This window comes from Mesorhizobium sp. M2A.F.Ca.ET.043.05.1.1 (assembly GCF_003952445.1).
Classification (GTDB): Bacteria; Pseudomonadota; Alphaproteobacteria; order Rhizobiales; family Rhizobiaceae; genus Mesorhizobium.
The window spans coordinates 3685652-3703952 of sequence record NZ_CP034446.1 but is presented as its reverse complement, the minus strand read 5'-3'; the positions used below and the strand labels follow the sequence as shown (position 1 = coordinate 3703952).

General features: G+C 64.5%; 16 protein-coding genes. 12 read left to right on the top strand and 4 right to left on the bottom strand.

Annotation, left to right across the window (positions count from 1 at the left end; translation table 11 throughout):
* Nucleotides 1-358: 358 nt before the first annotated feature.
* Nucleotides 359-1099, bottom strand: coding sequence for a L,D-transpeptidase (locus EJ069_RS18140; RefSeq protein ID WP_126062472.1), 741 nt, complete (start codon nucleotides 1097-1099; stop codon nucleotides 359-361).
* 214 nt (nucleotides 1100-1313) lie between these two features.
* On the opposite strand from EJ069_RS18140, the gene EJ069_RS18135 reads away from it, so the two are divergent.
* Entirely contained in the window at nucleotides 1314-1952 is a 639-nt protein-coding gene (locus EJ069_RS18135) for a DNA-3-methyladenine glycosylase I (protein WP_126062471.1), read from the top strand.
* A gap of 320 nt (nucleotides 1953-2272) precedes the next feature.
* Nucleotides 2273-3211 carry an IS110 family transposase gene (locus EJ069_RS18130; RefSeq protein WP_126059835.1) on the top strand — a complete coding sequence of 313 codons (939 nt, stop codon included), beginning with the start codon at nucleotides 2273-2275 and terminating at the stop codon, nucleotides 3209-3211.
* A gap of 84 nt (nucleotides 3212-3295) precedes the next feature.
* On the opposite strand, the gene EJ069_RS18125 is transcribed toward EJ069_RS18130, so the two are convergent.
* The gene (locus EJ069_RS18125; RefSeq protein ID WP_126062470.1) at nucleotides 3296-3526 is read right to left on the bottom strand and encodes a hypothetical protein; all 231 of its coding nucleotides are present in this window, start codon (nucleotides 3524-3526) and stop codon (nucleotides 3296-3298) included.
* 467 nt (nucleotides 3527-3993) lie between these two features.
* Between EJ069_RS18125 and hisS the strand changes: the two genes are divergently transcribed.
* From hisS to EJ069_RS18090, 6 genes are all read left to right on the top strand, one after another.
* Nucleotides 3994-5496 carry a histidine--tRNA ligase gene (gene hisS / locus EJ069_RS18115; RefSeq protein ID WP_126062469.1) on the top strand — a complete coding sequence of 501 codons (1503 nt, stop codon included), beginning with the start codon at nucleotides 3994-3996 and terminating at the stop codon, nucleotides 5494-5496.
* Between the two features lie 171 nt (nucleotides 5497-5667).
* A complete protein-coding gene (locus EJ069_RS18110; protein ID WP_126062468.1) occupies nucleotides 5668-6786 on the top strand; it encodes an ATP phosphoribosyltransferase regulatory subunit in 1119 nt (372 codons plus the stop codon).
* Entirely contained in the window at nucleotides 6783-7481 is a 699-nt protein-coding gene (gene hisG, locus EJ069_RS18105; protein WP_126062467.1) for an ATP phosphoribosyltransferase, read from the top strand. Before EJ069_RS18110 ends, hisG begins: the two co-directional genes overlap by 4 nt.
* A gap of 73 nt (nucleotides 7482-7554) precedes the next feature.
* Nucleotides 7555-9315, top strand: coding sequence for an AMP-binding protein (locus tag EJ069_RS18100; protein WP_126062466.1), 1761 nt, complete (start codon nucleotides 7555-7557; stop codon nucleotides 9313-9315).
* Nucleotides 9316-9325: 10 nt separating this feature from the next.
* Complete coding sequence (locus tag EJ069_RS18095; protein ID WP_126062465.1) at nucleotides 9326-9949, top strand: poly-gamma-glutamate hydrolase family protein; 624 nt, start codon at nucleotides 9326-9328, stop codon at nucleotides 9947-9949.
* A gap of 84 nt (nucleotides 9950-10033) precedes the next feature.
* Nucleotides 10034-11134: a calcium:proton antiporter gene (locus EJ069_RS18090; RefSeq protein ID WP_126062464.1), complete on the top strand. Its 1101-nt coding sequence runs from the start codon at nucleotides 10034-10036 to the stop codon at nucleotides 11132-11134.
* 54 nt (nucleotides 11135-11188) lie between these two features.
* Here EJ069_RS18090 and EJ069_RS18085 read toward each other — a convergent pair whose 3' ends face one another.
* A complete protein-coding gene (locus EJ069_RS18085; RefSeq protein WP_126062463.1) occupies nucleotides 11189-12097 on the bottom strand; it encodes a hydrogen peroxide-inducible genes activator in 909 nt (302 codons plus the stop codon).
* A gap of 176 nt (nucleotides 12098-12273) precedes the next feature.
* Here EJ069_RS18085 and katG point away from each other — a divergent pair, with 176 nt between their 5' ends.
* Nucleotides 12274-14481: a catalase/peroxidase HPI gene (katG, locus tag EJ069_RS18080; RefSeq protein WP_126062462.1), complete on the top strand. Its 2208-nt coding sequence runs from the start codon at nucleotides 12274-12276 to the stop codon at nucleotides 14479-14481.
* A gap of 127 nt (nucleotides 14482-14608) precedes the next feature.
* On the opposite strand, the gene EJ069_RS18075 is transcribed toward katG, so the two are convergent.
* Entirely contained in the window at nucleotides 14609-15286 is a 678-nt protein-coding gene (locus tag EJ069_RS18075; RefSeq protein ID WP_126062461.1) for an MIP family channel protein, read from the bottom strand.
* Nucleotides 15287-15617: 331 nt separating this feature from the next.
* Here EJ069_RS18075 and EJ069_RS18070 point away from each other — a divergent pair, with 331 nt between their 5' ends.
* The 3 genes from EJ069_RS18070 to EJ069_RS18060 all read left to right on the top strand — a co-directional run bounded on the left by EJ069_RS18070 (nucleotide 15618) and on the right by EJ069_RS18060 (nucleotide 18238).
* The gene (locus EJ069_RS18070) at nucleotides 15618-16907 is read left to right on the top strand and encodes an RsmB/NOP family class I SAM-dependent RNA methyltransferase (RefSeq protein ID WP_126062460.1); all 1290 of its coding nucleotides are present in this window, start codon (nucleotides 15618-15620) and stop codon (nucleotides 16905-16907) included.
* A gap of 95 nt (nucleotides 16908-17002) precedes the next feature.
* The gene (locus EJ069_RS18065; protein WP_040997552.1) at nucleotides 17003-17461 is read left to right on the top strand and encodes a PaaI family thioesterase; all 459 of its coding nucleotides are present in this window, start codon (nucleotides 17003-17005) and stop codon (nucleotides 17459-17461) included.
* 135 nt (nucleotides 17462-17596) lie between these two features.
* Nucleotides 17597-18238 (top strand): 5'-methylthioadenosine/S-adenosylhomocysteine nucleosidase, encoded by a 642-nt coding sequence (locus tag EJ069_RS18060; protein WP_126062459.1) that lies wholly within the window; start codon nucleotides 17597-17599, stop codon nucleotides 18236-18238.
* The last annotated feature ends 63 nt before the right edge of the window (nucleotides 18239-18301 follow it).

The following is an 18301-nucleotide window of genomic DNA, read 5'->3' as shown; positions in this document are numbered from 1 at the left end:
TGGCACCTCTGCCTTCTGGGCAATTCGAGGAAATCGCGTAAGCAGCGTTGCGTCCAGAATTGCGTGACGATCAGGATTTGTGCACTGCAATAGCAGAGGAGCGCCGGGAAATCAGCCCCGAAAGCGAATCCGTCTGTTTGCGGCGCGACTTGCCGCGCCGCGCGTCAAGGAACCCTCAAGAACGAAAAGGGCAGCGCGGTTGCCCACGCTGCCCTTTCGTGACCGGCCGTATCCCCACACGGCCCGTCCCCCGTAAACTCGACACCGGTTTAAGCACATCCCACGGGATCGCACTATGACTTGACGGCAACAGCTGGACTAAAAGTGCTGCGCCGCCTAACCGGCTGGCTCGCAGAAACTAGATCACCTCGACCGTGGTTCCGACATTGACGCGCTCGTAAAGGTCGACGACGTCCTCATTGCGCATGCGGATGCAGCCGGAAGACACCGCGCCGCCGATCGTCCAGGGCTGGTTGGTACCGTGGATGCGGTATTCGGTGGTGCCGAGATAGAGCGCGCGCGCGCCGAGCGGGTTCTCCATGCCGCCGGCGAGGTAGGTTGGCAGGTAGCGGCCCTTCGCTGCCTCGCGCTTGATCATCTCGGCCGGCGGGCGCCAGTCCGGCCACTCGCGCTTGTTGGTGATCTTGTGCGTGCCCGACCATTCGAAGCCGGGCTTGCCGGTGCCGACGCCATAGCGCCGTGCCCTGCCGTTCTTCTCGACCAGGTAGAGGAAGTTCTGGTGTGTATCGATGACGATCGTGCCCGGCTTCGCCGGGCCGTCATAGGCGACTTCCTGCGGCAGGTAGACCGGATTGATCTGCGGCCGCATCACCATGCGCCTGGCCGGCTGCTGCACGGCCGCCGTCTTCTGCCGGTCGGGCTGCGCCTGGAACAGGCGCTGCAACGGCTGCTGCGTCGCCTGCCGGGCCGGGCGCACGATGCCCGGCGCGTGGCCAAGCTGCAGCACCCAGGGCGCCGAAAGGTCGGGGCTCACCGTCACCGGCGGCATATCGGCATAGCGGTCATTGGCAAAGGAGGTGGTGGCGCCGGCGGCAAGGATCGCCGCCGCGCCGAGCAGGGAACAAAACGCTGTCTTCATTGGAACGCACCTTGATCGAACTCATCCGGGGCGGAGAGGGCGCCCTCGGTTTCGCGATCCTTGGCGCGGAGCGGGAAGCAAAACATGAATCGGAATGCGTAAAATGCTGCTTTGTCAGTAAACCTTTTGGTGTGGTTACCGGCCGGTTCAGGAATCTGGTAAAGCCACGGTAAAAGCGGCGCCGAGGCGCATTAACGAAATGGATCTGCTGACGATGGCAACCGAAAATACCGGCATCCTCGACGGTCCCGACGGCAAGGCGCGCTGCTTCTGGCATGGCAATTTGCCGGACTATCTCCGCTATCACGACCATGAATGGGGCCGGCCGGTAACGGACGATCACCGGCTGTTCGAAAAGATCTGCCTGGAAGGATTCCAGTCGGGCCTGTCGTGGCTCACCATCCTGCGCAAGCGCGAGAATTTCCGCGAAGCCTTCGCCGGTTTCGACTTCGACAAGGTGGCTCAATTCACCGAGAAGGATGTCGAGCGCCTGCTCGGCAATGCCGGCATCATCCGCCATCGCGGCAAGATCGTCTCGACCATCAACAACGCCAAACGCGCCCGCGAGATGGTCGACGAGTTCGGCTCTCTGGCTGCCTGGTTCTGGAAATTCGAACCGGGCCCGGACGAGCGTCCGGAAATCGTCGACCTCGCGCATCTGCGCGCCAATCCGACGACGGCGGTGTCGGTCAGGATCTCGAAGGACTTGAAGAAGCGAGGCTGGAGCTTTGTCGGCCCGACGACGGTCTACGCCTTCATGCAGGCCATGGGCCTGGTCAACGACCATCTCGAAGGCTGCTATTGCAGAGCGGAGGTGGAAAAGGAACGCAGGAAGCTCAAGCGGCCGAAGTAAGGCGCTTTCTCCTTCTACCCTTGCGGGAGAAGGTGTCGCCGAAGGCGACGGATGAGGGGTGCTCCAGCTTGGCACCGCCGGACGAGACATCAAGTTTGCCAGCGTCTCACTCCGCTGGAACACCCCTTGTATCTGCACGGACAGAGATTTGTGCAAGGAAAGCGACTGAGCCTCGAACCGGACGGCCATCCGATACGAGGCTTGGCGAAGTCGCCCGACACCCCTCCGGTCACAACCGTGGATGAGCCTGGGATCTTCGCCTTCGTCACGCACGACCGAATAGTCGCTTGGCTCCAATCGCACGCACAAGGCAGGTTACCGTGAACAAGATCATATGTGGAGTGGATGTTTCGAAAGGATGGCTCGATGCCCATGTCGAGCCGAGCGGGGCGGTGGGCCGCTTCGGCAATGATGCGGCAGGCATCGCCGATCTGGCCGCCTGGTGTCAGAGCCACGACGTCGAGCTTGTCGTGATGGAGGCTAGCGGCGGCTATGAACGACTGGCCTTCCTGCTGCTGTGGGAGTTGGGCGTATGCTGTGGCTTGGCCAATGCCCGCAGTGTGCGCTACTTCGCCGAGGCGATGGGCTTCCTGGAAAAGACCGACAAGATCGATGCCGCCATGATCGCCCGCTATGGCGCGGTCAAGCAGCTCAAGGCGATGCCGCCACCAAATGCGGCCCAACTGCGGCTCAAGGCGTTGGTTGCCCGGCTTTCCCAGGTGACTGGCGATCTCACCGTTCAAAAGCAGCGCAAGAGTGCTGCCCTCGACGCCGAGACCGTCGCCAGCCTTGATGAGGTGATCGCGCTGCTCACACGCCAGAGCCGCAGGCTCGAGGGTGAGATCGCTTCGCTCATCGACGATGATCCGTTGTGGGCATGCCTCGACCGGGCCTTTCGCTCGCTCAAGGGCGTGGCCTCTCGCACCGTGCCACGGCTGATGGCGCAACTGCCTGAGATCGGCATCGTCTCCAACAGGGCCATCGCTAAGCTGGCTGGCCTGGCTCCGATCGCCAATGACAGCGGTAAGCGCAGCGGCCGAAGAGCGGTGCGCGGTGGCCGCGCCGGGCCGCGAGGCGTCCTCTTCCTCGTTGCCAGCATCGTTGCCAAATATGATCCCCATCTCGCCGCCTTCAAGCAACGGTTGCAGGCGGCTGGAAAGGAAAAGATGGTCATTCGCATTGCGCTCGCCAGGAAGCTGCTCGTCATCCTCAATGCAAAAGCACGCGACGCGCGCAAACAGTTCGCAAATGCAACTTGACACCTCAGATAGTCGCTCATCCGTCTCGGCGCTACCGCGCCGATCCACCTTCTCCCACAAGGGGAGAAGGTCAGGTTGCGAAGCTCAAACGCTGCCGGCGCCCGCCAAAAACAGCCCTGCGAGTATGGCCGCCACCGCGGCGAAAGCCGGATAGATCACGAGCAGCCCTGTCACCAGCGCGTCGCGAGCGCTCGGCTTGGCCGCCGCAGCCTCGAAAGGCCCTGCCGGCTGCTGCGCCGGCTTCAGTGTCGGAACCCCGGCAGGCCTCAGCCTTGCGGTCGCCCCGCCCTCGATGATGTCTTCAGCCGTCGTCATGGCCCCGAACCCCTTGTTTCGGCGTGGTTTATGGTCGTGGATTGTGTCGGCAGCATGCCGCGCCGATGGCGGAATTGTTTCGTTTTTGCGCTGATTGTTACGAAGTTCTTGGAGGCTCTCAACCTTCTAAGGGTGGGATATTGAAGTCTACTTCTTTATTAGTCGGCGCTGCCCCTCATCGCCCTGCCGGGCACTTCTCCCCGTATAGTGACGGGGAGAAGGACGCTGGCGCCGCGGGTTTCGCCAGTCGTCAACGCTGGAGCTGTCGCGCCGGCGCCGAAGCTTCCTCCTTCTCCCCGTCACTATACGGGGAGAAGGTGCCGGCAGGCGGATGAGGGCGGCGCGGCGCCTGCAAACTATCGAACTGTTTCCTGCAGGTCTGCAAACGCTTGCCGCACCACTTGGCATGGGTTAGGACACGCCCGCTCTCGATAAGCCAGTGTTTACTTAACGAAAAGACCGACCCCATGGCCGACAAATCCGAAAAGACCAAAGCGCGGTTGCCGCGCGGTTTTGCCGACCGCAGCGCCGAAGACATCCGCGCCGTCGAGAAGATGATGGCGACCATCCGCTCGGTCTATGAGCTTTACGGCTTCGAGCCGGTCGACCAGCCAATGATCGAATACACCGACGCGCTGGGCAAATTCCTGCCCGACCAGGACCGGCCGAACGAGGGCGTCTTCTCCTTCCAGGACGACGACGACCAGTGGCTGTCGCTGCGCTACGACCTGACCGCGCCGACGGCGCGTTTCGTGGCGGAAAATTTCGACAAGCTGCCAAAACCCTATCGTAGCTACCGTTCCGGCTGGGTGTTCCGCAACGAGAAGCCGGGTCCCGGCCGCTTCCGCCAGTTCATGCAGTTCGACGCCGACACGATCGGCACGCCGGGCGTGGCGGCCGACGCCGAGATGGCGATGATGATGGCCGACGTCATGGAAGCGCTCGGCATCAAGCGGGGCGACTATGTCATCCGCGTCAACAACCGCAAGGTGCTCGACGGCGTGCTGGAGGCGATCGGCCTTGGTGGTGATGAGAACGCAGGCCGCCGACTGACGGTGCTGCGCGCCATCGACAAGCTCGACAAGCTCGGGCCGGAAGGTGTCAGGCTGCTGCTCGGTCCCGGGCGCTGGGACGGCGGCAAGGAAGGCGAGGGCGACTTCGCCAAGGGCGCCGGGTTGAAGGATGCGCAAGCCGAGGCGGTTCTTCTCGCAACGGCCAGGAACGGGCAGGCTGCCCAGGACGCCAGCGTCAATGCCAATGCCGTCTATCAGGAAGGCGTTGGCGAACTCGCAACGATCGAGGCCCTGGTTAGAGCAGCGAGCTACGGCGAAGACCGCATCGTGATGGACCGCTCGGTCGTGCGCGGCCTCGAATACTACACCGGCCCTGTCTTCGAGGCGGAACTGCTGGCCGAGATCCCCAACGATGAAGGCCAGATAGTGCGTTTCGGTTCGGTTGGCGGCGGCGGGCGCTATGACGGGCTGGTCTCGCGCTTCCGCGGCGAGCCGGTGCCGGCCACCGGCTTCTCCATCGGCGTCTCGCGGCTGATGACGGCGCTGAAGAACCTCGGCAAGCTCGACACCTCCGATGTCATTGCCCCGGTGGTCGTGCTGGTCATGGACAAGGACACCGAAAGCCTCGGCCGCTACCAGAAGATGGTCGCTGACCTTCGCGCCGCCGGCATCCGCTCCGAAATGTATCTCGGCGGCGCCGGCATGAAGGCGCAGCTGAAATATGCCGACCGCCGCGGCAGCCCAATCGCCATCATCCAGGGCGGCGACGAGTGCGCCAAGGGCGAGGTGCAGATCAAGGACCTCATCGAAGGCGCGCGCCTCTCGGCCGAGATCACCGACAACGCCGAATGGCGCGCGGCAAGGCCGGCGCAGGTGACGGTGGCGGAGGGTGACCTGGTGGCTGAGGTGAGGAAGATACTCGCGGCGCAGGCCGAGGAGCGGGCACGTGGGAAGTAGAGCGCCGACCTTCCCTTCTCCCCTTGTGGGAGAAGGTGGATCGGCGCGTAGCGCCGAGACGGATGAGGGGTGTTCCAGGGAACGCCAGCGTCTCACTTCGCTGGAACACCCCTCATCCGTCGCCTTCGGCGACACCTTCTCCCACAAGGGGAGAAGGGGAGGGCGTGCCGCATGACCTCCCGTCCCGCCATCGCCGCCGACATCGCAAAACTCTTTGCCGCCCGCGACACGCACGCCGTGGAAGTCGCCGTGCTGCAGCCGGCCGATCCGTTCCTCGACATGGCCGGCGAAGACCTGCGCCGCCGCATCTTCCTGACCGAGAGCGAGACCGGCAAGACGCTGTGCCTGCGGCCCGAATTCACCATTCCGGTCTGCCTCGACCACATCGCCAGCCAGGCCGGCACGCCGCGCCGTTACTCCTATCTCGGCGAAGTGTTCCGCCAGCGGCGCGAAGGCGGCAACGAGTTCTTCCAGGCCGGCATCGAGGATCTCGGCGACCGTGACATCGCCGCCGCCGATGCCCGCTCGCTGGCCGACGCGCATGCGCTGCTGTCGCTGGTGCTGCCTGGACAGAACCTCGCCATCACGCTTGGCGACCAAACCCTGTTCGAGGCGGTGCTGGCGGCCCTTGGCCTGCCGCGCGGCTGGCGCATGCGGCTGGCCCGTGCATTCGGTTCGGCGCCGATGCTGGAAGCGGCCCTTGCCGATCTCGCCAATCCGCCGCGCAACAGCCAGCTCTCCGGTCCCGTCGCCTTGCTGGTGCTCGACGGTGACGCGGAAGGCCTCGCCGCGCATGTTGCCGAAGGCATGGAGCAAGCGGGGCTGTCGGCTTCCGGCGGCCGCTCGCCGGCAGACATTGCGCGCCGGCTGATCGAGAAAGCACAGTTGCGCAGCGTGCGGCTCTCCGATGACGCCTTCTCGGCGTTGAAGGGCTTTCTCGAGATCGACGTCGCGCTCAGCGACGCGACCGCGGCGTTGGAGAAATTCGCCGCCGATGCCGGCCTGTCGCTGGGCCCGGCGCTGGAGAATTTCGCCGCCCGCGCCAAGGCGATCGAGGCGCATGGCCTATCTGCGGCGCAGATCCGCTACGATGCCGCCTTCGGTCGTCCGCTCGACTATTACACCGGCCTCGTCTTCGAGATCGCTGTCCAGGGAGGCGATCGCCCGCTTGTCGGCGGCGGCCGCTACGATCGGCTGCTGACGCTGCTTGGAGCAAAAAAGCCGATCCCCGGCGTCGGCTTCTCGGTCTGGCTCGACCGCATCGAAGCCTTGCGGGAGAACGCCAAATGATCACGCTGGCGATCCCGTCGAAGGGCCGTCTCAAGGAACAGTCTCTCGAAGCGCTGGCCAAGGCTGGCCTTGCCGTCAGCTTGCCGCAGGACGACCGCAAATACCGCGCCCGCATCGACGGCATCGACAATGTCGAGGTGGCCTTCCTGTCCGCGTCCGAGATCGCCGGAGAGATCGGCCAGGGCGCGGTCGATCTCGGCATCACCGGCGAGGACCTTTTGCGCGAGAACCTCGCCGATTGGGAGGCCCGCGCCGAGATCGTCGCCCGTCTCGGCTTCGGCCATGCCGACGTCGTGGTCGCCGTTCCCGACATCTGGCTCGATGTCGACACCATGGCCGATCTTGACGATGTCGCCGCCGATTTCCGCCAGCGCCACGGCCGGCGGCTCAGGATCGCCACCAAATACTGGCGGCTGACGCAGCAGTTCTTCTCGCTCAAGCACGGTATCCAGGTCTACCGCATCGTCGAAAGCCTCGGCGCCACCGAAGGCGCGCCGGCGGCCGGCTTGGCCGACGTCATCGTCGACATCACCACCACCGGCTCGACGCTGCGCGCCAACCATCTCAAGGTTCTGGGTGACGGGGTGATCCTCAAGTCGCAGGCCTGTCTGGTCGCTTCGAAGAAGCAGCGCGACGCGGCGGATGAGGCACGGTTGCGGGAAATCGCAGCCAAAATGGGCGCCTTGGTCGCTTAGCCCTCCCTACCTTCGGCGGGTTTCCACCGCCGTTGCAGGCTGATAGGCTCAATGATCCCGGGAGGAGACGGCGATGGCGATCAAACTCGACGAGCTTATGAACGCCACCAATTTGCGCGGGCATCGCGCGACCTTTATTGCCCCGGCGGGCGGCAAGGCGCATGTCTCGGGCGACCGTTCCGTGCCGTTGCTCGACAAGACCATTCCGGAGCTGTTCTCCGACACGGTGAGCAAATACGCCACGCTCGACGCCGCCGTCTTCGTCGGTCAGGACAAGCGCTTCACCTGGAGCGAGCTCTCGGATGCGGTCGATGCCCTTGCCGCCGGTTTCCTGGCGCTCGGCCTGGAAAAGGGCGACCGCGTCGGCATCTGGTCGCCGAACCGCTGGGAATGGCTGGTGACGCAGTTCGCCACCGCCCGCATCGGCCTGATCCTCGTCAACATCAACCCGGCCTATCGGCTGACCGAGCTGGAATATGCGCTCAACAAGGTCGGCTGCAAGGCGCTGGTCACCGCCGCGCAATTCAAGACATCCGATTATCTCGGCATGATCGAGACGCTGGCGCCGGAGATCGCCAAGGCGGAGCCCGGCAAGCTCAAGGCGAAAAAGCTGCCGGCGTTGAAGATCGTCATCCGCATGGGTGACGACAATTCGCCCGGCATGTTCAATTTCGGCGATGTGCTGGCCATGGCCGGCCGCGACGAGCATGACAGCCTCGACCGCATCTCGGAGAGCCTGAAGCCAGGCGAGGCCATCAACATCCAGTTCACCAGCGGCACCACCGGCGCGCCGAAGGGCGCGACGCTGACCCACGCGAACATCGTCAACAACGGCAATTTCGTCACCTCGGCCATAAAACTCACCGTCGATGACCGGCTCTGCATCCCGGTGCCGCTCTACCATTGCTTCGGCATGTCGATGGGCACGATGGGCTGCGTGTCGAAGGGCGCGACCATGGTCTTCCCGGGCGAAGGGTTTGACGCCGGCGCGACGCTGAAAGCGGTCGCGCAGGAGCGCTGCACTGGCCTCTACGGCGTGCCGACCATGTTCGTCGCCATGCTCGACCATGCCGATTTCGCCGGCTTCGACCTCTCCAGCCTGCGCACCGGCATCATGGCCGGCTCGCCATGCCCGATCGAGGTGATGAAGAAGGTGGTGTCGCTGATGAATATGTCTCAGGTGACCATCGCCTATGGCATGACGGAGACCAGCCCGGTCTCCTTCCAGAGCAGCGTCGACGACCCGCTGGAAAAGCGCGTCTCCACCGTCGGCCGCGTCCACCCGCATGTCGAGGTGAAAGCGATCGGCGCGGATGGCGCGACCGTTGCGGTCGGGGAACCTGGCGAGCTTTGCACGCGCGGCTATTCGGTGATGAAGGGCTATTGGGACGACGCCGACAAGACGCGCGAGGCGATTGACGCCGAGGGTTGGATGCACACCGGCGACCTCGCAACGATAGATCCCGAGGGCTATTGCAACATCGTCGGTCGGGTGAAGGACATGGTCATCCGCGGCGGCGAGAACGTCTATCCGCGCGAGGTCGAGGAGTTCCTCTACCGCCATCCCAAGGTCAAGGAAGTGCAGGTCTTCGGCATTCCGGACGACAAATATGGCGAGGAACTCTGCGCCTGGATCGTGTTGAAGCCCGGCCAGATCGCGACCGCCGAGGAAATCAAGGCCTTCTGCGCCGGCCAGATCGCCCACTACAAGGTACCGCGCCACATCCGCTTCCGCACCGAACTGCCGATGACGGTGACCGGCAAGCCGCAGAAATACCTGATGCGCGAGGCGATGGTGGAGGAACTCGGGCTGGTGGCGCAGAAGACGGCGTGAAACGGCATTTATGGACAATGAGTTTCCAAATTTCGCGGCGCTGAGAGCCGCCAAGATCGAAAACGTGGATTACCGCATCGTCGTCCGGCGCGGCGCGCGAACCGGCGGTGCGATTGTCATGGCCCCGCATGGCGGCAAGATCGAACCCCGCACCTCCCTGATCACCGAGACGATAGCTGGCGGCGATCTCGACATGTATTGCTTTGAAGGGCTGATGCCGGAAAGCAACCGGGAGCTGCACATAACGTCCAGGAATTTTGATGAGGCAACCGCGCTGGACCTGTTGCGGACCAAGTCCACCGTCGTCGCCATCCACGGCCGTCAGGATCGCGACGATCTCGCGACGGTCTACCTGGGCGGCAAGGACGCCGCGCTGGTTTCGGAGATAGCCTGGCGCCTGCAGGAAGCCGGCTTCCAGACGCAAAAGGACAACCATCCCTTTCCGGGCATCCAGGATTCGAACATCGTCAATCGCGGATTGACGGGAAAAGGCGCACAGCTGGAAGTGCCCTTCTCGCTGCGCCGCCGGCTGGGCAACGAGCCGGAGCTTCTGGAAAAATTCTGTGCGGCGGTTCGCGGGGCCATCGAGACATTCGACGCCCAAAACGGTGCCCGGTCCCCGATCCTATTTTGAATGTTGCAAGGTGCCCGGGAGGTGCTCCCCACGCGGTTTTCCGCTAAGGTCGCGAAAGCGCATGGCGTTAGTCCAGGGGGATGAATGACGGGTTACGGCCGGTCGGTGACGTCCTATACGATGCCGGTGGCCGCGCTGGCGCTGGCCCTCGCGGTCAGGGCCAGCGGCGTTTCGGTTGACGAAGGGTCGCTGAACGTCAGGATCCTCGTTGGAGCGCTGTCGAGCGCCATCATGTTCGTCACCATTTTCGTCGTGCTCGACCATGCCGAGGCGCTCGCCCGGCGCGTGGGCGAGCCCTACGGAACATTGGTGCTGACCTTTGCGGTGACGGCAATCGAAGTGTCGATCATCGTCTCCATGATGCTGCATGGCGAGAACAACCCGACGCTGGCGCGCGAATCCGTCTTCTCGACCGTGATGATAACCTCCACCGGCGTTGTCGGCATCTGCCTCACGCTTGGCGGCTGGCGCTACCGCAAGCAGGCGATCGTTCGGCAAGGCACCAGCGCCTATCTGTCGGTTCTGATCGCGCTGACCGTGATGACGCTCATTCTTCCGACCTACACACGAGCCACGGACCCCGGCACGTTTTCGGCGGCTCAGCTTGGTTTCGTGAGCGTCCTTTCGGTGCTGCTCTATGCGAGCTTCGTGTTCGCCCAGACCGTCCGTCACCGGGAGGACTTCGTCCAGGAGGCACACGACGCACCGATGCGAACCGCCTCCCACGACAGCATTTCCGTCAGCGCCCTGCTGCTGTTGAGTGGGCTCATCGGCATTGTCCTGCTCGCCGAGCAGGTCGCCGCGAGCGTGGAGGACGCGCTCGCCGCCTACCAGGTGACCCAGGCCGACAGCATCGTGGGGGCATTGATCGCGGCGCTCGTTTTGATGCCGGAGGCCATCTCGGCGATCCGCGCCTCGTTCAAGAATGAGCTGCAGCGCAGCCTGAACGTCGCGATGGGCTCGGCCTGCGCCACGATCGGTTTGACGATACCGGCGGTCGCGGCCGCCAGCCTGTTGACCGGCAGGGGGCTGACCCTGGGGCTTCCGGCGTCCGATGCCGTGCTTCTGGTCTTGGCGCTTTTCATATGCAGCGTGAGCTTCAGCACCGAAAGAACGACGTTCCTGACCGGCATGGTCCATGTCGTGGTGTTTTTCACCTATGTGTTTCTGATCTTCGTGCCGTGAAGGGTGTCGCGAGCCGAGCATCGGGCGCAGGGTTAGCGCCGTCTTGAAAGGCGCTCACGCCGCGAGCACCGCCCGGTCCAGCCCGCGTATGATCCGCGCCAGTTCCACGCACTCGTCCTGCCGCACCTTGTTCTTCCGCCAGGCCATGCAGATCATGCGCTGCGGCATCGGCTCCTGGAACGGCACGATCCGCAAGTCGGGCATGATGCCGGCGGCACTTGCCGCCATTTCCGGCACCAGCGTAACGCCGAGCCCATGCGCCACCATCTGCAGGAGCGTGGTGAGGCTGGTCGCGCCGTAGCTTGCCATCGCCACCGGCCGCACATTGCCGCAGACGGCCAAGGCCTGCTCGCGCAGGCAGTGGCCTTCCTCCAAGAGCATCAGGCGCTCCAGCGCCGGGCTTTCGGGCGGCACCGGCGGCGAGGCGAAGGCCGGATCGCCGGCGGGAACGGCGAGGAAGAAGCGGTCGGGAAAAAGCTCTTCGGTGACGATCGCCGGCTGATCGAGGGGCAAGGCCGCGATAAAGGCGTCGAGCCGGCCTGATGTCGCTTCCTCGACCAGCGATGCGGTCACCGCCTCGCGCAATTCGAGCTGGAGGGAAGGGTAGTGCTTTTTCAGCTCCGGCAGCACATGCGGCAACAGGTAGGGCGCGACCGTCGGGATGATGCCCAGCCGGAAACGTCCTTCCATGGTCGGGCGGCCGCGCCGGGCAGTCGTCTCGACGTCACGTATGTCGGCCAGAATGCGCTCGATACGCGGCTGCAGGGCAAGCGCCTCGTCGGTCATGCGCACCGTCTTGCCGCCGCGCTCGAACAACAGGCAGTTCAGCCGCTCTTCCATCTCGGCGATCTGCGCGGAAAGCGCCGGCTGGCTGACGCCGGCAAGCTTCGCGGCGCGGCCGAAATGCAGCGTCTGCGCCAGCGCGTCGAAATATTGCATCTGTCGGACAGTGAGGCCAATCATAAGAAAATCCTATCAAATGAAACAGGAAAGGCAATTTGTCTTTATCGGCCGGTCGGCCTAGTCTGGAATCATTCCAGGATGGCGCGGCCAATGGCTGCCCCCCGGGAAATTCCGGGAAAATCAACCTCGGCAAAATTCAACCACGGCAAAACCTCGGCAGAATCGGGAGACCCAAGATGGACGCGAAAACCGACGACAACAGCGCTGGCAAATGCCCGGTGGCGCATGGATCCGCACGGACCAACCGCGACTGGTGGCCGAACCAGCTCGACCTTTCCGTTCTCCACCAGCAGTCGAACCTGTCCGACCCGATGGACGAAGACTTCGACTACGCCAAGGAGTTCGCGACCCTCGACCTCGACGCGGTGATCGCGGACCTGCACAAGGTCATGACGGATTCGCAGGACTGGTGGCCGGCCGACTTCGGCCATTATGGGCCGCTCTTCATCCGCATGGCCTGGCACAGCGCCGGCACCTATCGCATCGGTGACGGCCGCGGCGGCGCCGGTGCCGGTCAGCAGCGTTTCGCGCCGCTGAACAGCTGGCCGGACAACGCCAACCTCGACAAGGCGCGCCGGCTGCTGTGGCCGGTCAAGCAGAAATACGGCCGCAAGATCTCCTGGGCCGACCTTCTGATCCTCACCGGCAACGTCGCGCTGGAATCCATGGGCTTCAAGACCTTCGGCTTTGCCGGCGGCCGCGCCGATGTCTGGGAGCCGGAGCAGGACGTCGACTGGGGCTCCGAAGCGAAGTGGCTCGGCGACGAGCGCTATTCGGGCGATCGTGAGCTTCGAGGCCATCTCGGCGCCGTGCAGATGGGCCTGATCTACGTCAACCCGGAAGGGCCGAACGGCAAGCCCGATCCGGTCGCGGCGGCGCGCGACATCCGCGAGACCTTCGGCCGCATGGCGATGAACGACGAGGAAACCGTGGCGCTGATCGCCGGCGGCCATACCTTCGGCAAGACGCATGGCGCGGGCGATGCCTCGCTGGTGGGCGCCGAGCCGGAAGGCGCCGGCATCGAGGCGCAGGGCCTCGGCTGGTCGAGCAAATATGCCTCCGGCATCGCCGGCGACGCCATCACCTCGGGTCTCGAGGTCACCTGGACGACGACGCCGACCAAGTGGAGCAACAACTTCTTCGACAACCTCTTCAACTATGAATGGGAGCTGACGAAGAGCCCGGCCGGCGCCCATCAGTGGACGCCGAAGGGCGGCGCCGGCGCCGGCACGGTTCCGGACGCGCACAATCCCTCCAAGCGCCACGCGCCGGCCATGCTCACCACCGACCTCGCGCTGCGTTTCGACCCGGCCTATGAGAAGATATCGCGCCGCTTCCATGAGCATCCGGAACAGTTCGCCGATGCCTTCGCTCGCGCCTGGTTCAAGCTCACCCATCGCGACATGGGCCCGGTCGTGCGCTATCTCGGCCCGCTCGTGCCGAAGGAAGAGCTGATCTGGCAGGATCCGATCCCAGCCATCGACCATGAGCTGGTGAGCGAGGCCGACATTGCATCGCTCAAGGCCAAGATCCTGGCGTCCGGCCTTTCGGTCTCCGAGCTGGTCTCGACCGCCTGGGCCTCGGCCTCGACCTTCCGCGGCTCGGACAAGCGCGGCGGCGCCAATGGCGGCCGCATCCGCTTGAGCCCGCAGAAGGACTGGGAAGTCAACGAGCCGGCTCAGCTCGCCAAGGTGCTGGGCAAACTGGAAGCCATCCAGAAGGAGTTCAACGCGGCCCAGACCGGCGAGAAGAAGGTCTCGATTGCCGATCTCATCGTGCTTGGCGGCGCCGCCGCGGTTGAAAAGGCGGCGAAGGACGGCGGCACCGAGGTCAAGGTGCCCTTCACGCCGGGCCGTATGGACGCTTCGCAGGAGCAGACAGACGTCCACTCCTTCGCGCCGCTCGAGCCGAAGGTCGACGGCTTCCGCAACTATGCCCGCGGCAGGCTGCCGATGTCGGTCGAGGCGATGCTGGTCGACCGCGCCCAGCTGCTGACGCTGACGGCGCCGGAAATGACCGTGCTGGTCGGCGGCCTGCGCGTGCTCGGCGCCAATGCCGGCGGTTCGAAGCATGGCGTCTTAACCGACAGGCCGGGACAGCTAACCAACGACTTCTTCGTCAACCTGCTCTCGATGGCGACCGTCTGGGATCCGGCGGCCGGCTCCGAGCCGGGTTCCGACGAAGTCTACGAAGCGCGTGACCGCAAGACCAGGGAAGTGAAGTGGACCGGCACCCGCGCCGACCTGATCTTCGGCTCGCACGCGCAGCTGCGCGCGCTCTCCGAGGTCTATGGTTCAAGCGACGCCAAGGCGAAATTCGTCAAGGACTTCGTCAAGGCCTGGACCAAGGTGATGAACGCCGACCGCTTCGACATCGCGAAGTAAGGTCGTACCTCTCAAGAAAAAAGGCGCGGGTCATGCCCGCGCCTTTTTGCGTTTCTCGACCGAAGCAATTCCAGGAAAAGTGTTCTGCGGTTTTCCGTCCGGAATTGCTTCAAACGAAAAGACCGATTCAGTCTTTTTCGAAGATGCCGGCCTTGGCGACGACGCCGGCAATCGCCCCGCCGATCAGCGGCGCGACGATGAACAGCCAGAGCTGGCTGAGCGCGGCGCCCCCCGAAAACAGCGCCGGGCCGATCGAGCGCGCTGGGTTGAGCGACGTGCCGGTAACCGGGATGATGGCGAAGTGCAGGCCGGCCAGCGTCAGGCCGATCACCAGGCCGGCAAAGGCGGTGGTGTGCTTGGCATTGGTGACGCCGAGGATCACCGTGACGAAGGTGAAGGTGCCGATCAGCTCCCACAGGAACGCCGAGCTCACGCCCCATTTCGCCTCGTCCCAGCCATTGGCGCCGAAGCCGCCGGTGTGGCCGCCGGCCTGGCCGGAAACGATGATCCACAGCGCCAGCGAGGCGATGATGGCGCCGATGATCTGCGCGATCCAGTAGGGAATGACGTCCTTGGCCGGCATCCGCCCTGCCAGGAACACGCCCAGCGTCACCGCCGGATTGAGATGCGCGCCCGAGATCGGGCCGATCGCATAGGCTGCGGCGATCAGGCCGATGCCGAACGCCAGGCCGATGCCTTCCTGTCCGAGCGGCAGCGCGCCGCCGAAACCGCCCGTGACCACGGAGGCCGTGCCGATGAACACCAACAAAAACGTGCCGAGAACTTCTGCCAGATAAGTCTTCATTGCCCTCTCCTCATACGATCCGCCGAAATCACGTTTCCCGCGTCGCGAATCACCGCCAGAAGAGTATTCCCGCCGGAAACACTTGGAAAGCTGAGAGATTAAGCCGGTAGGCTTGCTTGTGTATGTCAGGTAAGTACATTAGAGATCTTTCATATTCTGGTTGATTGTTCTTGTTTTTTCCGTAGCGCCGCTTGCGATCGAAAACCGTTTGGGGAAATTGCGTCGCGCTGAAACCCTGTTTCACCGGCAAGCCGAATAGAATTGTTTCAATCCTGGCCTGAAAGGCTTTAAGAGCGGCTGGAACCGATTTGCAGGAGCTACGGAAAACGGGATGCGATTGGGCGGAAGGCTGGCGGCGGCCATAGAGGTTCTTGAAGACATCGGCCGGCGCCACCGGCCGGTGGCCGACGCTCTGCGCGACTGGGGCCTCTCGCATCGCTTCGCCGGCGGCGGCGATCGCGCCGCGATCGGCAACATCGTCTATGACGCGCTGCGCCGCAAACGCTCGGCCGGCTGGCTGTTCGACGAGGACACGCCGCGCGCCATCGGCTTCGGCGCGCTTCTCTTGGAGTGGGGGCAAACGGCGCAGTCGCTCAACGATGCGCTCGATGGCGACAAGTTCGCACCGCCGCTGCTCAGCGCCGCCGAATTGAAGGCGGCGACCGAGCGCAGGCTTGCCGACGCGCCCGAGGCCGTGCGCGCCGATATCCCGGATTGGTGCGCGCCGCTGCTCGAGCAAGCCTATGGCGACGCATGGGTCGAGGAGGGCGCCGCCCTGGCGCTGCGCCCTCCGCTGGATCTCAGGGTCAACACGCTCCAGGCCGACCGTGCCAAGGTGCTGGCCGAGTTGCAGGGCACCGGCGCGGCACCCGCGGCGATCGCGCCGCATGGCATCCGTATCCCGCCCATCGATGGCGACGGCAGACATCCTAACGTGCAGGCCGAGCCCGCTTTCCAGAAAGGCTGGTTCGAAGTGCAGGACGAGGGCTCGCAGCTCGCCGCGGCGCTCGCGGGCGCCGAGCCCGGCATGCAGGTGCTCGACTATTGCGCCGGCGCCGGCGGCAAGACGCTGGCGCTGTCGGCCGAGATGGACAACAAAGGCCAGCTCTTCGCCCATGACGCGGAGAAGGTGCGGCTGGCGCCGATCTTCGAGCGCATCCGCCGTTCGCATAACCGCAACATCCAGATCGTCAGCAAGCCGGCGGAGCTTGCGCCCCTTTCAGGTCATATGGACCTCGTGCTGATCGATGCGCCCTGCACCGGCAGCGGCACCTGGCGTCGCCGCCCGGACGCCAAATGGCGATTGACCGAGCGGCAGCTCGATGCCCGCAAGGCAGAGCAGCAGGCGATCCTCGATACGGCCCAGGCCTTCGTCAGGCCGGGCGGCCTGCTGGTCTATATCACCTGCTCGGTGTTCGACGCCGAAAACGGCGAGCAGGTCGCGGCGTTCCGCGAACGCCATGCAGGCTTTGCGCCGGTCGATCACCGCCAGCTCTGGGACAGCCGCTTCCCCGGCCATGAAGGAGCCGCGCGCATTGCCGGCAACGGTGGTGTCTCGCTGTCGCCGGCGCTGACTGGCACTGACGGGTTTTATTTCCACGCCTTGCGCAGGGCGGCCTGAGAGGCCGCGCGATTTTGTTGCGCTGCAACATAAAAGATTGCCTGTGCTGCCTGCCTCTGCAATAAGCTTCGCCAGCAAAACGTGAGGCGGAGACCATGGCAGCAAAGATCGTACCCGCTCCCGACTTCGAGGAACGCGTCAGGACGTCCTTTGCCCGGCAGAAAGCCATGGCCACCATCGGCGCGGAGCTGACGCTGGTGACGCCCGGCATCATCGAGATCGAGATGCCGTATTCCGCCTCGCTCACCCAGCAGCACGGTTTCCTGCATGCCGGCGTCATTTCCACCGCGCTGGACTCGGCCTGCGGCTACGCGGCCTTTTCGCTGATGCCGGAAAATTCCGGCGTGCTGACCATCGAGTTCAAGGTCAACCTGCTGGCGCCGGGCAGGGGCGAGCGCTTCCTGTTCCGCGGCTCCGTGACGAAGCCCGGCCGCACCATCATCGTCGCAGACGGCCAGGCCTACGCGTTTGCCGCCGACGGCGAGGCCAAGCTGATTGCCACAATGACCGGCACGATGATGACAGTGGTCGGCCGCGACGGGATCGAGGGGTGAGGAGCGGTCCGCGCAGCGGACGAACAGCCCCAAATGGGCTTTCGAGCGACGAACGCCCGGAGCCATAGCAAAGGGCCGGCAGACGGCGTTGCCGCTTTCCTTTTCGTAGTGGTAACAAACAGGGGTGGAGCCGCCATGACCGTCGAAATGTCGCGCCTGTCGCAAAAATCCGTTCTCTTCGTGATGGCGGTGGAGGCCGAATACGGCCCGCACCTGAAAAACCTGTTCACGCCGCTGATGACTGGTGTCGGTCCGGTCGAGGCTGCTGTGCGGCTGAGCGCCGAACTCGCGGCGTTGAAGGCCGAAGGAGCGCTCCCGGACCTGATCGTCTCGCTGGGCTCGGCCGGCAGCCGCGAGCTGGAACAGACCGAAATCTACCAGGCCGGGTCGGTGAGCTATCGCGACATGGACGCTTCGCCGCTCGGCTTCGAGAAGGGGGCGACGCCTTTCCTCGACCTGCCGGTGACGGTGCCGCTGCCTTTCGTCATCCCCGGCATCAAGACCGCCTCGCTCTCTACCGGCGGCGCGATCGTCTCCGGCGCCGCTTATGACGCCATCGATGCCGACATGGTCGACATGGAGACCTTCGCCTGCCTGCGCGCCTGCCAGCTCTTCGGCGTGCCGCTGATTGGGCTGCGCGGCATTTCCGACGGCGCGGCCGATCTCAGGCACGTCAACGACTGGACGGAATATCTGCACGTCATCGATGAGAAGCTGGCCGCGGCCATCGGCTTGCTGGAACAGGCGATCGAATCCGGCGCGATCCGACTGGCATAGGCGCAAAAGGACGGAAGGCCGCAGCGCGCAACCCATTGCGCCGACTCGTTTCTTTCTCTAAAG

Bases quoted from the DNA above. Each gene is read 5' to 3' on its own strand.
- EJ069_RS18140 (WP_126062472.1), bottom strand. From the start codon at position 1,099: ATGAAGACAGCGTTTTGTTCCCTGCTCGGCGCGGCGGCGATCCTTGCC.
- EJ069_RS18135 (WP_126062471.1), top strand. From the start codon at position 1,314: ATGGCAACCGAAAATACCGGCATCCTCGACGGTCCCGACGGCAAGGCG.
- EJ069_RS18125 (WP_126062470.1), bottom strand. From the start codon at position 3,526: ATGACGACGGCTGAAGACATCATCGAGGGCGGGGCGACCGCAAGGCTG.
- hisS (WP_126062469.1), top strand. From the start codon at position 3,994: ATGGCCGACAAATCCGAAAAGACCAAAGCGCGGTTGCCGCGCGGTTTT.
- EJ069_RS18110 (WP_126062468.1), top strand. From the start codon at position 5,668: ATGACCTCCCGTCCCGCCATCGCCGCCGACATCGCAAAACTCTTTGCC.
- hisG (WP_126062467.1), top strand. From the start codon at position 6,783: ATGATCACGCTGGCGATCCCGTCGAAGGGCCGTCTCAAGGAACAGTCT.
- EJ069_RS18100 (WP_126062466.1), top strand. From the start codon at position 7,555: ATGGCGATCAAACTCGACGAGCTTATGAACGCCACCAATTTGCGCGGG.
- EJ069_RS18095 (WP_126062465.1), top strand. From the start codon at position 9,326: ATGGACAATGAGTTTCCAAATTTCGCGGCGCTGAGAGCCGCCAAGATC.
- EJ069_RS18090 (WP_126062464.1), top strand. From the start codon at position 10,034: ATGACGGGTTACGGCCGGTCGGTGACGTCCTATACGATGCCGGTGGCC.
- EJ069_RS18085 (WP_126062463.1), bottom strand. From the start codon at position 12,097: ATGATTGGCCTCACTGTCCGACAGATGCAATATTTCGACGCGCTGGCG.
- katG (WP_126062462.1), top strand. From the start codon at position 12,274: ATGGACGCGAAAACCGACGACAACAGCGCTGGCAAATGCCCGGTGGCG.
- EJ069_RS18075 (WP_126062461.1), bottom strand. From the start codon at position 15,286: ATGAAGACTTATCTGGCAGAAGTTCTCGGCACGTTTTTGTTGGTGTTC.
- EJ069_RS18070 (WP_126062460.1), top strand. From the start codon at position 15,618: ATGCGATTGGGCGGAAGGCTGGCGGCGGCCATAGAGGTTCTTGAAGAC.
- EJ069_RS18065 (WP_040997552.1), top strand. From the start codon at position 17,003: ATGGCAGCAAAGATCGTACCCGCTCCCGACTTCGAGGAACGCGTCAGG.
- EJ069_RS18060 (WP_126062459.1), top strand. From the start codon at position 17,597: ATGACCGTCGAAATGTCGCGCCTGTCGCAAAAATCCGTTCTCTTCGTG.